Origin of the sequence: Psychrobacter arcticus 273-4, assembly GCF_000012305.1 — a bacterium.
GTDB classification, from domain to species: Bacteria; Pseudomonadota; Gammaproteobacteria; order Pseudomonadales; family Moraxellaceae; genus Psychrobacter; species Psychrobacter arcticus.
Window position 1 is genome coordinate 435,074 of record NC_007204.1, and the last position, 15,516, is coordinate 450,589.

A 15,516-nucleotide genomic window follows, 5' to 3' on the forward strand; every position below is an offset into this window, starting at 1 on the left:
TTTAAATAACTTGGCCCTATTTTAAACGAACCATTATTTTTTTAAACGAACCATTGTTTTATGGATTAAAGTTTGTTTTAGTAACGTGATACCTCTATTGAAATATACGCAGACAGTGCGATATAAGACTGTCTGCTTGCATAGCGGTTCGTCGATAAAAATAAAATAACAATCACTAGGTCAAAGGGTTTAACTATGTCTGCTCCAAAATTCCCTCTTCCTAATAAACCGGTTGCTGCTGACCGCGTGCGCTCTGCCGATTTACCTGTCGCATGGATTATGATGCTGGGTCTTATCGTTGCGGTAGGACCTTTATCTATTGATATGTATCTGCCAGCGTTACCATCGATGGCCGATGACTTTGGCGTATCGACTGCCTTTATGGCAAACTCCGTACCCGCTTATTTTGTCGGATTGGTATTTGGGCAGCTATTTTATGGACCCTTTAGTGACCGCGTTGGCCGCGTCAAACCTTTATACATAGGCATGGTTTTATATGTGATTGCCTCCATTATTTGTGCAACCACCAATAATGAATATGTGTTGTTCACCGGTCGTACGTTGCAAGCACTCGGTGCGTGTGTGGGGGCAGTTGTTACCCGTGCAGCGATTCGTGATCGCCTAACAGCCAAGCAAACTGCCAAAGCGTTCTCTATTATGATTTTGGTAATGGGTTTAGCGCCGATATTAGCGCCATCACTTGGCGCAGTGTTCTTACAGTTCTTTAGCTGGCACTCTATATTTTGGTTTTTGGCGGCTTTTGGTACGCTCAATTTATTACTCACCAAGTTTTTCTTTTTTGAAACGCTTAGCGAAGAAAATCGCAATGTACGTCCTGCTAAAGAGATACTCAGTCAATATTGGGAGTTGCTCAAAGATCCCACCTTTAATTATCCGGCGATTGGTGGCGGATTATTGATGGGCGCAATGTTTGTCTATATTAGCTCAGCGTCTGAATTAATCATGGATACTTATGGCCTATCAGCCACACATTTTGGCTGGCTATTTGGGATGAATGCCGCAGGATTTGTAGCATTAACGCAGCTTAACCAATGGCTCACCAACCGTTTTCGTATTTTGAGTATTTTACGTTTTGGGGCGATGATGCAAGTCATCTCAGCAGGGGCGCTATTTACCCTCGGTATTGTGTTTGGTACAGATGCCTGGCTGCCATTGGTATTAGCCTGTATTTTCTTTTGTATTGCAGGTCTAGGTTTGACTCAGCCCAACTCTTCAGCGATTGCCTTGGCTTTTCAACAGCGCCGTGCGGGTATGGCAAGTGCGCTACAAGGCTCGCTGATGTTCTCAGTAGGTATCTTTGGTGGATTGTTGTTAAATTTATTCCCCGTCAATCCAGTACTAAAAATCGGTATCGCGATGTTTTCACTGATGAGTCTTGGTTGCTATTTAATTTGGCAGATAGACCGTAATTTGAACCTTGATAATGCAGATTAATTGAGCATTAGCTATTTGTAATAGCGCTAGCAGTCGCTAAGCGTTATATGATAAAATACAGCCCAGCTATTTTTATTCTACAGTATTCTGTACGTTCAAATCATAGCTCAATTTTTTAAACCAACCCATCAACCAATGACACACACATCATGGCAAAAAATTGCTGGGTGTTTGGCGACTTGATTAATTTGCCCAAAGTTACTAAAAGATTAATGCGCTATTGATAAGCATTAATAATGGCAGATGCGTGTCGCTAGATAGGCAGTTTTTGTGATGTGGAGGCATAACCCAACCAACAGGACATTTAACATGGCTACAAAGAATCCAACCAAAATTGAAATGCGCGACCTACTACAAGCCGGCGCTCACTTTGGTCACCAAACACGTTTTTGGAATCCAAAAATGGGTCCATATATCTTTGGCGCCCGTAACAAGATTCACATCATTAACCTAGAGCACACGGTAAAAGCGTTTAACGAAGCATTGACTTACGTTAACGGCTTAGCAGCTAAGAAAAACAAAGTATTATTTGTTGGTACTAAACGCGCAGCAAGTGGTGTTATCGCTGAGCAAGCAGCACGCGCTGGTATGCCATACGTTGACCATCGCTGGTTAGGTGGTATGTTGACTAACTGGAAAACACTACGCCAGTCAATCAATCGTCTAAAAGAGCTTGAGAAGCAAGCTGAAGACGGTACATTTGCTAAGCTAACCAAACGTGAAGCGTTAGAGCGTACTCGCGATATGGAAAAACTTGAGCGTTCATTGGGCGGTATCAAAGACATGGGCGGTCTACCTGACGCAATCTTCGTTGTAGACGTAGATCATGAAGCAATCGCTATCAAAGAAGCTAAAAACCTAGGTATCCCAGTTATCGGTATCGTTGATACTAACTCTAACCCAGATAACGTTGATTACATCATCCCAGCAAACGATGATGCTATCCGTGCCGTGACTTTGTACGTAACTTCTATGGCTGATGCAATCATCGCTGGTAAAGAATACGCACAAACTCAAGCTGGTGGTAAAGCTGAGCAAGAAGCACCTGCTACTGAAGAAGCGGCTGATGCTCAAACTGAAGAAGCTGCTACTCCAGCAGAATAAATCGCTGAGTGATATGGTTTAACGTTGTAAGGGTACCTTGATAATTTATCTATTGGCAGCCATATAACGTGACTAACAGCATAGAGATAAACAATAGGCATGATGTAGTGTTACTCGTCATGCCTTATTGTTACAGCGGATTTATTAAAGTGGCGTTGTTAAGCCGCCATACAGAATTTAAGTGCGTTTAGATATTGTGCACTCACATACATAATAAAAGGTAACTCTTATGTCAGAAGTAAAAGTATCTGCCAAAATGGTAAAAGAATTGCGTGACCGTACTGGTCTTGGCATGATGGAATGTAAAAAAGCGTTAGAAGAATCAAATGGCGATGTTGAAACTGCCATTGATAACCTACGTAAATCTGGTCAAGCAAAAGCAGCTAAAAAAGCGGGTAACATCGCAGCTGATGGCGCTATCATCATCGCTCAAGGCGAAAGCAAAGCATTCTTGTTAGAAGTTAACTGCCAAACTGACTTCGTTGCAAAAGACGAAAACTTCACTGCATTTGCAGAAACAGTAGCGAACATTGCATTAGAAAACAATGTGACTGACGTAGCTGCTATCGCTGAATTGCCATATGGCAATGATCAGACTGTTGAAGAAGCTCGCGTATCTTTGGTACAAAAAATCGGTGAGAATATCCAAATCCGCCGTGTTGAAGTACTTGAAGGCGCTAACATTGCTGCATATCGCCATGGTCTACGTATCGGCGTAGTGGTATCTTATGAAGGTGGCAGTGCAGAAACTGGTAAAAACCTTGCTATGCACATCGCTGCGTTCAACCCAGTTGCTATTGATGACGAAGACGTTGCTGCTGATTTGTTAGCGCGCGAAAAAGACATCATTGAAGCAAAAGCACGTGAGTCTGGCAAGCCTGACAACATCGTTGAAAAAATGATCGAAGGTGGCCTACGTAAGTACCTAGAAGAAGTGACGTTACTACGTCAGTCTTACGTTATGGACAATGAGAAAAAAGTTGGTGACGTATTAAAAGCTGAAGGCGTAAAAGTACTTGGCTTCAAACGTTTAGAAGTCGGTGAAGGCATTGAGAAGAAGCAAGAAGACTTTGCTGCTGAAGTTGCTGCAACCCAAGCACTAGCTAACAAATAATTTATAAAATTTGCTGTGAGTACTGAGTATATTTTGCTCAGTACTTATAGGTTGTTTTATATAAAAAGCAATCAAGCACAAAAGAGCCCGTTATTTATTTTAACGGGCTCTTTTGTGACTGTTGTTTTTATTTTGGATTTACGAGATTAGCGCAATGCCAAATAAGCAGAGTTGGCATAGCTTGGGCTATTACTATTACTACTCGTGCCGTAACTGACGTTTTGAATACCACCGCCATTACTAGTAGTTCCAATATTACTATTATTGGCATTCATGCTATTGCCTGATAGCCCTGAATCGTTTTTATACAGGCTATGATAACGGCTCATCACGCTTTTAACATAGTTACGTGTTTCTTTAAACGGTGGAATGCCATTGTACTTATCAATGTTACCTTCACCGGCATTGTAACCCGCTACTGCAAACTCGACATTGTTGTTAAAACGGCGCATCAGCCAAGCGATATATTTGGCAGAACCTTCGATGTTATCAGCAGGATTCCAAGGGTTACTCACTTTAAATCGACGTGCTGTAGCTGGCATCAGCTGCATTAAACCCTGTGCACCGACTGGTGAGCGAGCATTGGGATTAAAGGCAGATTCAGTGTGCATCATGGCTTTCATAAGCCCTGGATCGACACCGTGGCGCTGCGCTGAGGCTAGAATATAGCTATCGTAAGAGTTACGAGTGCCGCTGCTGCTAGCCGAGCTACTGCCGTAATCATTACTACTATTGCTGCTACCACTATCATATAGACTGGAATCTTTATAATAAGTGACTTTTACTTTTTTAGTAAACTTATCAAAATTACCACTGGGATTGACGTTAGTCAGGAGTACTTGTCCGCCTTTATCTTTATAGATATACATATTGCCTGCTTGAGCAGCGATAGGTAGGCTAGATAGAGCGACGGCGGTGAGTAAAATAGGAGACAAGCAGCGGGTCATGAAAGGTGCAATATTGATCATAGGGTTATCACTTTTTATCGAGTAGTAGCAAATAGCCTTGCTCATAGACACATCGGTTTGCGCGACAAAGCGGTTATCGTGGCTTTGTTTTATAGGCTCTAACCTCAGCGCTATAAAACAAAGCCACGGCTAACAAAAACCAATTGCAATAGATACAAAAAATAATAGTTGCTTACTATAACATATAATAAATTTTTACTACATCTGATTGCCCTAATAAGCTATCTAAATAAATATTTTAATTATAAAATTTTTTAATGAAATCAATATGATATTGCAGGGTGCACTTGTTAAGTGCGAGGTCAGAAGCGGCTACAGACTATAGTCAAATCTATATAAATCCGCTACATTGTCATCCTCGCTTGATGTACTACTTGTACTATCTGCGCTTGGTTTTATTGTATCGAAATTATATTGTATCGAAATTCTATTAAACTGACAGTGCCGTGACAAAGATAGGTACCCAGACAGCAGTGACCAAACCATTCACTGCCAAGCCAAACGCGGCATATCGTCCCGCTGTATGACTAATCTGCCACGCTTCTACTGTGCCAAAAGCATGAGCGACTAAGCCAAGCGCTAAGCCTTTGGCGCGGTCATCCTCAATGCCGATAAATAAGAAACGTGCCAACGTCCCGCCAATGATACCTGAAACGATAATAATCAGGTTTGCCATCGCCAGAGGTGCTTTGATTAAATCTGCGATGCTCAGACCAATTGGAGTGGTCACTGAACGACTGGCAAATGCCAGTATCGTGTCGTGACTGAGTGAAAATAGGTATGCCAATGACATGGGTAATAATGCCCCAATCAAACTTGCCATCGCCACAATCAGGACAAGTTTCTTTACCGGTAAACCTTTGAAATTCATGGCAGCCAAAGGTATTGCCAATAAGACAGTGACATAACCTAACAAATGGTCAAAGACAGGTTTGGCCACGCCGTAATAATGATTGTAATCCCATCGAAAAATGAATAAAAGTATAACGACCAATACCAGTGCGGTAATGACCATCGGCAACCATGAGAGTTTGCGTGCCAATATGCGAGCAATTATATGGGCTGTTAAAGTGAGCAATATCGCTGCAAGGGTTGCCACAAACACATTATCAAAACTCATAGTATTCCTTTTTTTATACCGCTCAAGGCTGTCATTTTTGCTCGTTAATAGTAGTGTTATTGTTCGCATGATTATTGCGCTTTAGCCAGCGATTGGATAATAAAGCGAATCCCCAAATCGGTATCAGCGTACTAATCAGTATGGTTAGCATAAAGCCCCATAGCTCATCTCCTAAAGCAAATAACAGCAAGCCTGCACCGGTAGAGACTGGTAAAAAAGCAAAGCCACTATCGACAAGCAAGGTATTACTCGCTTGGGTAAGCCAACTTGGGATACCTTTGATAAACCGCCAAATAATCAAAATAAAAAACATGGTCAATAAGCCAACGATATTGGCAGCTTTTTCAATACCTGCCCACTGACAGATAATTACCGCCGACTCACGCACAGTAATGACAATGGTGAGCGTCAGGAGTAATGCCATCCATAAAGGCATCTTTGAAGAATGGGTAGACTTCATAAGCAAGTGGACCACGTTAGGTGTAGATAAGAGGGTAAAAAGATGAGTGAGAGGAGACTCACGAGTGCAGTATATAAGTGATTATATATAGAGTGCGCCAACTAATAAAGCGTATCGGTCAATAGTGGCGATATAGTACTGTAAGTAATAAAATCGATACATTAATATATCGATATATAGCTACTGCTGGTACAAGTTTCTCTTGTGTGCTATGTTGATTTAACATTAAAAAGGACGCTATTCATCGATAGCGTCCTTTTATCTTCCTTCAAAATATTCTAAGTAAATGACTTATTTTTGCGAGTCAGGTGTTTGAATGTCTTCTGTTATCAAGTCTTGTGCTGCTCTTTCAGCTTCAGCATTTAACGCCTCAAATTCAGCAAACGCTTTTTCTTCAGCGTCCGTCATCGTTTGTTCTTCATCTTCATCAGGTTTTTCAAACTCTTCAAGTATCGGCATCAGCAATGTCGCTTGCGCTAATGGCAATACATCTAAAGGCTCTAAGTTGGCTTGACCAAGTAACTGTCTCAGTCTATCGCTTGGCAAGCGAATCGTTAAGCACTCATGACCACTGTCATCATAGCTTTCTTCTTGGATAACACCCAGCTCATACAAGGCATTTTTTAACTGCCCAGCATTATAGGGCAGTGTCAAATCAAAGGTAGTCAGTGTGCCAGTGAGTAACTGCTGCACGGCTAATGACAATTCTTCCATGCCTAAGTTTTCTCTAGAAGAAACATAGACGCGATTAGGCTGACCTTCGCTGGCATAACCGATACGTGCAGGCTCATCGGTTAAATCGATCTTGTTATAAACATTGAGCACAGGCACATCATTATCAATTTCAGCAAGTACATCTTTCACCGCTTGAATTTGCTCATGCATGTCTTCGCTCGAAGAATCGATGACATGTAGCAATAAGTCTGCCTCAAGCGTCTCTTCTAAGGTTGCATGGAAAGATTCAACCAACTCATGTGGCAGGTGACGGACAAAACCTACGGTATCGACCAATACCACGCGTCCCACACCTTGCCAATCTAGGCGGCGTAGCGTCGGGTCGAGCGTCGCAAACAATTTATCGGCCGCATAGATATTTTCATCGACCAAGCGATTAAATAAAGTGGACTTGCCAGCATTGGTATAACCAACAAGTGAGATAGTCGGCACATCTGATTTTTGGCGGCGAGCTCGACCTTGCGCACGTGTCTGTCTGACTTTTTCAATTCTACTTTTGAGCTGCATGACTCGCACTTGTAGCAAACGGCGATCCGTCTCAAGCTGAGTTTCACCGGGTCCACGCAGACCAATACCGCCTTTTTGACGTTCCAAATGCGTCCAACCACGAACTAAACGCGTTGATAAATGATTAAGCTGCGCCAGCTCTACTTGTAGTTTACCTTCATAAGTACGTGCACGCTGCGCAAAAATGTCCAAAATCAGACCCGTACGATCAAGTACGCGGCATTGCACCAAGGCTTCAATATTACGCTCTTGTGAAGGCGATAAGCTGTGGTTAAAAAGCACGATATCCGCATCATGCTCGCGCACCAATTCTGCTATCTCTTCTGCTTTGCCGCTACCAACGAAATATCTGGCATCGGGACGTGCACGAGAGCCTGTGACCAGTGCCAAGCGATCTGCGCCTGCTGAGTCTGCCAATAGCTCAAACTCACCCAGATCATCAGGATCTTGAATTTGGCGGATGTCTAAATGTACGATGATGGCGCGCTCGCCACCGGTATGTCTTTCAAAATATTCCAAAGAGTATCACCTATGCATAAAGTAAATAAATCGCAACGCTGCTTATTCTAAATCTCAGTTCTAAATATCAGTTCTAAATATTAGTGCTAAATAGATGGGTTTTATTCAATAAATTGAGTAAGTGACCAATCTTATATAAATAGAAAAAATCATAATAGTCGCGTTCAGATAACCATTTATATGTGGTCTTATCAGTTGATATTAAAGCGTATTCACACAATTATCGATGATTTTATGTTACAGAGTTCATTAGTCAGTATTTCATCCTAGCAGTGCGATATAGTCGGTGAAAAGTAATATCGATACAACACGTACTGCTGGTGCAAATTTTTCTTGCTTGCTGTGCCTACGCAGACAGAGGCTGCAAAAAATTTACACCAGCAATACGGTAGCGACTTTAAAGTATTTCAACGATAGTCTTTCTAAACTGCATCAGTTAGAGATATTAGCAGCAAATTACTCACAAAACCTATTCATAACTCGGTGAACAAGTCGTCACTGGCTGAATAAACTTTGTTATACTTATTGCGTTTGTTTACCATATATAATCATAAGTTTTTAATCACGAGGGACACAGATGAGCCAACCCAAATCAGGCTTTTCAATCAAACAGCAATTGGGGCGCGGCAAACAGATTGCTGGCATGACCACCACGATCGCTGGTGGGTTACGCGCCGCCCAACGTATTGGGGCATTTAAACAGCCGCCACGCGAAACACTGCCACGCTATATCCAAGCTTTTTGCCGTAAAATGGCAGGCTCTTTTGGCGTCAAGGTTATTGCTGTTGAGCGAGTAGAGCAACATCACGGGTTATGGGTCTCTAACCATGTATCATGGATGGACATCCCTGTGGTCGGTACAGTAAGCCCTGCCTTCTTTTTATCCAAAGCTGAAATTGGTGAGTGGCCTATCTTTGGTAAACTGGCACACGCGGCAGGCACGGTATTTATCGAACGTGGTTCCGGTGATGTAGGCTCAGTCGCCTCGCAAATCGCCAACTTTCTAACCAAAGGTTTTTCGGTTATCTTTTTTCCTGAAGCGACCACCACAGATGGCAAAAAAATCAAACGTATTCATGGCACCTTACTACAAGCTGCAATAGATGCTGACGTACCTGTGCGCCCGCTGGTGATTGCTTATGTCAATAAAGATGGCACGTTAAGTGAAGCATTACCCTATTACGGCAAGCTTACGATGAAAGACAGCTTAAAGAAGGTATTAGATAGTAAAGATGTCACCGCTTACGTCTTACCACTAGAAGCTATCGATCCTAAAGGTTTGACCAAAAGTCAGCTGACGGATTTATTACAAGCACGTATGCGAGAAGGCTTAGCTGAATTACATTCGCGCGTATTGACCAAAATAGCGAAAGTTTAATGCTATATTCTTTAAATCGGTTAGTTAAGGGTGTATGAAAAAGGCGTAAATCGCAGTGATAATACTTGCGATTTGCGCCTTTTTTAATTTATAAATGCTTTCATCTTAATTTATAAAAATCCGATAAGCCTCAATTATGGTGACGGATTGGGTTGCTGCGTATGTACAGCTTCGATAGCGGCTAGTACATCTGAGCTTAAGGTTAAATGGATGCTATCGATGTTAGATTTTAGCTGCTCGGTCGAGGTTGCACCAATAATGTTACTGGTCACAAACGAGCGCGAGTTAACAAAAGCCAATGCCATCTGTGCCATATCTAAACCGGCATCCGCCGCAATTTTGGCATATTGAGCGGTGGCTGCTAGTGCTTGCTCATTGGTATAACGGGCAAAGCGATCGTACATGGTCAGACGCGCGCCAGTTGGACGTTTACCGTCGAGATACTTACCAGACAATACACCAAAGCCAAGCGGTGAATAAGCAAGTAAACCCACGTTATCACGATGCGCAATCTCTGCCATAGCCACTTCATATAAGCGGTTAAGCAAACTATACGGGTTTTGCACGGTGATGGGTGCAATCAAACCGTTTTTATCCGCTTCCCATAAATAACGCATCAGACCCCAAGCAGTATCATTTGATAAGCCATAAGCACGAATACGACCTTTTTTAATCTCATCATTTAATGCTTGGATGGTCTCTAAAAAAGGCGTTAAATTATCGAGCGGCTGCGCTGCCATTGCTTCGGTATAACCACGCTGACTAAAATAGTTTGTTTGACGTTCAGGCCAGTGTAGCTGATAGATATCAATATAATCGGTCTGCAAACGCTCAAGATTGCCATCAATGGCGCTACTGATATGTGCGGCATTAAAGCGTGTTTGCCCATCACGCAAAAAATCCATCGGCGATATTTTGCTGGCAAGCACAACTTTGTCGCGCTGTTTGGTTTTATGAAACCAAGTACCCATAAAGCGCTCGGTATCGCCCTGCTTGTTTTTATCCGGCGGTGACGGATACATCTCAGCAGTATCCCAAAAATTTACGCCTTCGCTGAGTGCTAAGTCCATCTGCTCATGTGCATCGCTTTCGCTGTTTTGCTGTCCCCACGTCATCGTCCCCAAACAGATTTTGGAAACTTTTTCATTGAGTTGTGGTAGTGTTTGATATTGCATCTGTTTGTCCTTTTTTATTTTATTCTAAATCAATTTTTCATTTTAAATGAGCTTGATACCTGTGACACCCGGCGGCGTTACTTGAAAAATTTTGATTTTAAACAGCACGGATTGTCCCGCAAGCGGATGGTTAAAGTCCACTTCAACTTCGTCGTTAGTGATGGCACTAATCGTACCGGGTAGGGTATTTTTGCCTTTATCTTCAAATTCTACCAGCATGCCAATCTCGGGATTGTCAGCGATAAGGGCAAACTGAGTAGGGCTAAAGCGTTGGATATTGTCAGGATTCCACTCACCAAACGCTTGCTCTGGCTCAAGGTGGGCTGCGCGCGTATCGCCTGCACGTAGATTCATCAGCACTTGCTCAAAACCGGGTAACAAGCTCTCATCACCGATGGTTAAAGTCACAGGCGTATCACGGCTGAAAGTAGAATCAATCAGTGTACCGTTCTCGAGCGTTACTTCGAAATGCAGCTTCACAAGGCTGCCAAAAGTGATACGTACATCTTCATTGGGCGTGATAAATTGCGAGTCGGTCATAATAATGTGTCTTTTGTTAAATAGGATTTATCGGATTGATTATAGTGATGAGTTTATCATAAACCTTTAACTAAGCATGATTCTGTTGTTAGAGGACTTCAAAATAGGTATAGCATTTTACATAACTTCCATACTTGTCTATTACATTATTAGCCCGACTCAAAGATTGAGCTATCACAAAAAAAATAAATTTTTGTTTACTTAGGTTTCTTTGATGTATTTAAAATACCCCACTCTCAACTTCGAAAGTGATTGAAAAAAGAAGAGCATCTCACTAATCTATTGTTTTCGACCAAGAATACAACGGAGTCATGAGATGCCCATAGACGAATTTATCATCAATATCTATTTAATGGTAGAGCAATATTACAAAATAGTCGTTACTGAACCCTTGCGAGGTGCAGGTTACGCGCCAAAGCTGAGTGATCCTGAGATCATTTGCATGGAACTGGTCGGTGAATTTTTAAACCTTGATCAAGACAAACAGATTTGGCAATATTTTACCCAGCACTGGCAAGCCTGGTTTCCAGCCATAGGCTCATATCCTAACTTCGCAAAGCATTGCGCGAATCTGTGGCAAGTCAAACAGCGGATACAAGATAACGTCAGTCAACTTGAGGGCCGTGACAACATCCATTTTATGGATGGTTTTCCGATACCCGTCTGTCATTATGGACGCGCTTATCGGCATAAAAACTATCAAGACTTAGCGGCTTTTAGCTACTGTGCGGCTAAGCAAGAGAGGTACTATGGCTTTGAAGGACATTTGCTTGTTAACTTATCGGGCATGATTAAAGGCTTTACCTTTGCTCCTGCCAATGTTGATGAAAGAGCGGTTGCGCCTGATATTACTGACAATATCTATGGTTTGCTCGGCGCTGATAAAGGGTATATCAGCCCTAGTCTCACTCAGTACTACGACGCTCAAGGAGTGGATTTACAAACGCCACTCAGAGCTAACATGAAAGAGGATAGACCCAAACCTGTGGTAAAACGGCTAATGAAAGCCCGCCGTATCGTTGAAACAGTCATTGGTCAGCTATCAGAACGATTTAATATACAAAGGGTACGAGCAAGAGATTTATGGCATTTGTCTCATCGATTGATTCGTAAAATTCTGTCACATAATCTATGCTTTGTACTCAACAAAAAACTTGGTAACCCGCCACTTCAGTTTGAATTGCTTATTTCAAGTTGAGAGTGGGGTTTAAAATGTTAATATTATTCTTATAACGTAAATTATTTTTGAAATATTGTTGTGATTATTTCTTCAAGCACTTTTATGATTTCACTTGCTGTTTATGTTATTAACTTAAAATTCACCCTGAATTTATCTTATTTAAAACTAAAGCACCTTGTGAAATCTGGATTAAGTTGCTGTATCTCTTGGAAATATTGGTTTCAGGCAACTCATTAAAAATAGCTTTCTTCGCAGCTTGTATAACTCTTATTACTGGTTGTGCTACAACTCATGATGCCAGAATTTTAGGCGCTGATATTCAAGTGGAACTACGTAGTATGCAAACTAGATCTTTTGATACTATAGTCGGTAAAAAGTAATATCGATACAACACGTACTACTGGTGCAAATTTTTCTTGCTTGCTGTGCCTACGCAGACAGAGGCTGCAAAAAATTTACACCAGCAATACGGTAGCGACTTTAAAGTATTTCAACTATAGTATGCAAACTAGATCTTTTGATACTAGTGATAGAACTGTAGTAGTTAGAAATGTAATATCAACGTTACAAGATTTGAGCTTTGTAATTGATAAGGCTGACACTGACCTTGGTATGGTTTCAGCTACCAGATTATACAATGGCAACAAGGTTAGAATGACTGTAACCGCGAGACCTTCTTCTTCTTCTTCTTCTTCTTCTTCTTCTTCTTCTTCTGGCAAGTCTGTAATCGTTAGAGCTAACGCTCACTACAACCTAAAGCCAATTGAGAATTATAAAATATATCAAGATTTTTTCTCATCTTTATCAAAGTCGCTTTTCTTAGCAGCTAATGCTGTAGAGTAAAAGGCTAATAAATAAGGAAGAGTACTTTAAATTAGTTGACCACTACAGCTTGAAGAAAAATATGCCCCTGAAACTACTAAAGCGTAAGTTGGATTCTTTAAAAAATCCTTCATATACTGCACAACGTTTAAATCCGACAACTAAATTGTATCAAAAAGCAGCGCATAACGGTGATGCTGAAGCCCAGTTTAACCTTGGATTAACTTACAAAGACGGTCAAGATGTTCAGCAAGATAATAGTATGGCAGTTAAATGGTATCAAAAGGCAGCAGAGCAGGGCCATATTGCTTCTCAGTTTAACCTTGGGTCGCTGTACCGAGACGGCAAAGGTGTCCAGCAGGACTTTTCTTTAGCAGCTGAATGGTATCAAAAGGCAGCAGAGCAGGGCCATATTGCTTCTCAGTTTAACCTTGGGTCGCTGTACCGAGACGGCAAAGGTGTCCAGCAGGACTTTTCTTTAGCAGCTGAATGGTATCAAAAGGCAGCAGAGCAGGGCCATATTGCTTCTCAGTTTAACCTTGGGTCGCTGTACCAAGATGGCAAAGGTATCCAGCAGGACTTTGCTTTAGCAGTTAAATGGTATCAAAAGGCAGCAGAGCAAGGCCATATTGCTTCTCAGTTTAACCTTGGGTCGCTGTACCAAGAGGGTAAAGATGTCCAGCAAGATTTTGCTTTAGCAGCTAAATGGTATCAAAAGGCAGCGGAGCAGGGCCATATTGCTTCTCAGTTTAACCTTGGGTCGCTGTACCAAGAGGGCAAAGATGTCCAGCAAGATTTTGCTTTAGCAGCTAAATGGTATCAAAAGGCAGCGGAGCAGGGCCATATTGCTTCTCAGTTTAACCTTGGGTCGCTGTACCAAGAGGGCAAAGGTTTGCGTCAAGATAAGAATCAAGCAAAAGAATGGTTCGGTAAAGCTTGTGATAACGGGGATCAAGCTGGCTGTGATAATTATCGAATATTAAATGAACTAGGATATTAATTTGACTGAGAGTATCCCAGCTTGTGAACCGCCTCGACTTTATCGGAGGCTGATTTACTTGAGTCAAGCAGTGATGCCTGACAGGACTAAACTATCATAATACCGCTTTTCAAACTCAAAAGGTGATACATAACCAATCGTGCTATGCAAACAGGTTTTATTAAACCAATCTACCCATTCAAGAGTTGCCAATTCAACATCGTTTACGCCGTTCCAGTTCTGCTTTAAATAATGAATGACCTCAGATTTATACAATCCATTAACCGTTTCAGCCAAGGCATTGTCGTACTAATCGCCAGTCGTACCGACAGAGGCGCTAATGCCAAATAAGCTTAATCTCACCGATATATAGTTGAAATACTTTAAAGTCGCTACCGTATTGCTGGTGTAAATTTTTTGCAGCCTCTGTCTGCGTAGGCACAGCAAGCAAGAAAAATTTGCACCAGTAGTACGTGTTGTATCGATATTACTTTTCACCGACTATACATACCTTTAACTCGGACTACCCAGACAAATTGGTCTCACTTGATGACAAGAACGGTATATTGATAGTTGGTAAGCAAGTTTATAGAGCAGTATATATCGGTATATTTCTAATGTGAGAATAGGGAAGGTTAACCAAATAACTATCTATAGCTAACTGATAGATGACAATAGCGGCTTTTATTGTTGTTATGATGTTTTAGGATTAAATAAAACCATTTGAATACCGAACGCATCAATAATGTTAAAGGAAGAAATAATGAGTAACGATAATAATGCTGATAAGGTTAATTTGACACAAGATATTTTTTCGGCTTTAATCGGCAATCATGAGATTCAACGGGCGTTATGCGATAAGCTTAAAAAAACAGAGGGTGCGGCGCAGCGTAAAGCCGTCTATGAAGCACTTAAGCTTGAGCTAAAGGCACATGCGGCGGCAGAAGAGCGCCATTTATATGTGCCAGTCATGCAGCACGATGATGGGCTTGATTTATCTCGGCATGCCATTACTGAACATCATGAGATGGATGAGATGATGGAAACGTTGGATGACGGGTGTATTGGCCAAGAGAAGTGGGATAGCACCTGTGCAGATTTGATTCATAAGGTACGTCATCATTTAAAAGAAGAAGAAAACAAGTTTTTTAAAGAGGCGAAAAAGATTTTAGATACTGATCTGCAGCAACGTCTTGGCTCATTGTACCAAGTTGAGTATGCTGAGTTTAAGCAAGCACATGCGGATGATTGATTGCTAAAATCTTTTGTACTTTTTGATAAAGTACAAAGCTATAGTCGGTGAAAAGTAATATCGATACAACACGTACTACTGGTGCAAATTTTTCTTGCTTGCTGTGCCTACGCAGACAGAGGCTGCAAAAAATTTACACCAGCAATACGGTAGCGACTGTAAAGTATTTCAACTATAGAGCATAAAAATAGCCACTATAATAGTGGCT

Annotated in this window: 14 protein-coding genes and 1 pseudogene; 8 read left to right on the plus strand and 7 right to left on the minus strand. The window is 41.6% G+C overall.

Features of this window, described 5'->3' with window-relative positions:
- Window positions 1-195: 195 nt before the first annotated feature.
- From PSYC_RS01805 to tsf, 3 genes are all read left to right on the plus strand, one after another.
- Complete coding sequence (locus PSYC_RS01805) at window positions 196-1,455, plus strand: multidrug effflux MFS transporter (protein WP_011279656.1); 1,260 nt, start codon at window positions 196-198, stop codon at window positions 1,453-1,455.
- 309 nt (window positions 1,456-1,764) lie between these two features.
- A complete protein-coding gene (gene rpsB, locus PSYC_RS01810; RefSeq protein WP_011279657.1) occupies window positions 1,765-2,559 on the plus strand; it encodes a 30S ribosomal protein S2 in 795 nt (264 codons plus the stop codon).
- 229 nt (window positions 2,560-2,788) lie between these two features.
- On the plus strand, window positions 2,789-3,673 hold the full coding sequence (gene tsf / locus PSYC_RS01815; protein WP_011279658.1) for a translation elongation factor Ts: 885 nt from the start codon (window positions 2,789-2,791) through the stop codon (window positions 3,671-3,673).
- 146 nt (window positions 3,674-3,819) lie between these two features.
- On the opposite strand, the gene PSYC_RS01820 is transcribed toward tsf, so the two are convergent.
- From PSYC_RS01820 to hflX, 4 genes are all read right to left on the minus strand, one after another.
- Window positions 3,820-4,641, minus strand: coding sequence for a lytic transglycosylase domain-containing protein (locus tag PSYC_RS01820; RefSeq protein WP_011279659.1), 822 nt, complete (start codon window positions 4,639-4,641; stop codon window positions 3,820-3,822).
- A gap of 430 nt (window positions 4,642-5,071) precedes the next feature.
- A complete protein-coding gene (locus PSYC_RS01825) occupies window positions 5,072-5,761 on the minus strand; it encodes an LrgB family protein (RefSeq protein ID WP_011279660.1) in 690 nt (229 codons plus the stop codon).
- Window positions 5,762-5,792: 31 nt separating this feature from the next.
- Window positions 5,793-6,221: a hypothetical protein gene (locus PSYC_RS01830; RefSeq protein ID WP_011279661.1), complete on the minus strand. Its 429-nt coding sequence runs from the start codon at window positions 6,219-6,221 to the stop codon at window positions 5,793-5,795.
- 291 nt (window positions 6,222-6,512) lie between these two features.
- Window positions 6,513-7,982: a ribosome rescue GTPase HflX gene (hflX, locus tag PSYC_RS01835; protein WP_011279662.1), complete on the minus strand. Its 1,470-nt coding sequence runs from the start codon at window positions 7,980-7,982 to the stop codon at window positions 6,513-6,515.
- A gap of 577 nt (window positions 7,983-8,559) precedes the next feature.
- Between hflX and PSYC_RS01840 the strand changes: the two genes are divergently transcribed.
- Window positions 8,560-9,360: a lysophospholipid acyltransferase family protein gene (locus PSYC_RS01840; protein WP_011279663.1), complete on the plus strand. Its 801-nt coding sequence runs from the start codon at window positions 8,560-8,562 to the stop codon at window positions 9,358-9,360.
- Window positions 9,361-9,494: 134 nt separating this feature from the next.
- Here PSYC_RS01840 and PSYC_RS01845 read toward each other — a convergent pair whose 3' ends face one another.
- Together PSYC_RS01845 and PSYC_RS01850 are read right to left on the minus strand one after the other, a co-directional pair.
- Window positions 9,495-10,535, minus strand: a complete 1,041-nt coding sequence (locus tag PSYC_RS01845) for an aldo/keto reductase (protein WP_011279664.1) — start codon at window positions 10,533-10,535, stop codon at window positions 9,495-9,497.
- Window positions 10,536-10,577: 42 nt separating this feature from the next.
- The gene (locus PSYC_RS01850; protein WP_011279665.1) at window positions 10,578-11,075 is read right to left on the minus strand and encodes an FKBP-type peptidyl-prolyl cis-trans isomerase; all 498 of its coding nucleotides are present in this window, start codon (window positions 11,073-11,075) and stop codon (window positions 10,578-10,580) included.
- Between the two features lie 316 nt (window positions 11,076-11,391).
- Here PSYC_RS01850 and PSYC_RS01855 point away from each other — a divergent pair, with 316 nt between their 5' ends.
- The 3 genes from PSYC_RS01855 (at window position 11,392) to PSYC_RS01865 (ending at window position 14,077) form a co-directional block, all read left to right on the plus strand.
- The gene (locus PSYC_RS01855) at window positions 11,392-12,273 is read left to right on the plus strand and encodes an IS982 family transposase (protein ID WP_011279666.1); all 882 of its coding nucleotides are present in this window, start codon (window positions 11,392-11,394) and stop codon (window positions 12,271-12,273) included.
- Window positions 12,274-12,756: 483 nt separating this feature from the next.
- A complete protein-coding gene (locus PSYC_RS11495; protein WP_148201641.1) occupies window positions 12,757-13,098 on the plus strand; it encodes a hypothetical protein in 342 nt (113 codons plus the stop codon).
- Between the two features lie 49 nt (window positions 13,099-13,147).
- The gene (locus tag PSYC_RS01865; RefSeq protein WP_148201642.1) at window positions 13,148-14,077 is read left to right on the plus strand and encodes an SEL1-like repeat protein; all 930 of its coding nucleotides are present in this window, start codon (window positions 13,148-13,150) and stop codon (window positions 14,075-14,077) included.
- Window positions 14,078-14,140: 63 nt separating this feature from the next.
- Here the strand turns inward: PSYC_RS01865 and PSYC_RS01870 are convergent.
- A pseudogene (locus PSYC_RS01870) lies at window positions 14,141-14,428 on the minus strand (integrase core domain-containing protein); the annotation flags it as partial.
- A 391-nt stretch (window positions 14,429-14,819) separates the two neighbouring features.
- Here PSYC_RS01870 and PSYC_RS01875 point away from each other — a divergent pair.
- Window positions 14,820-15,308 carry a hemerythrin domain-containing protein gene (locus PSYC_RS01875; protein WP_011279669.1) on the plus strand — a complete coding sequence of 163 codons (489 nt, stop codon included), beginning with the start codon at window positions 14,820-14,822 and terminating at the stop codon, window positions 15,306-15,308.
- Window positions 15,309-15,516 lie beyond the last annotated feature (208 nt).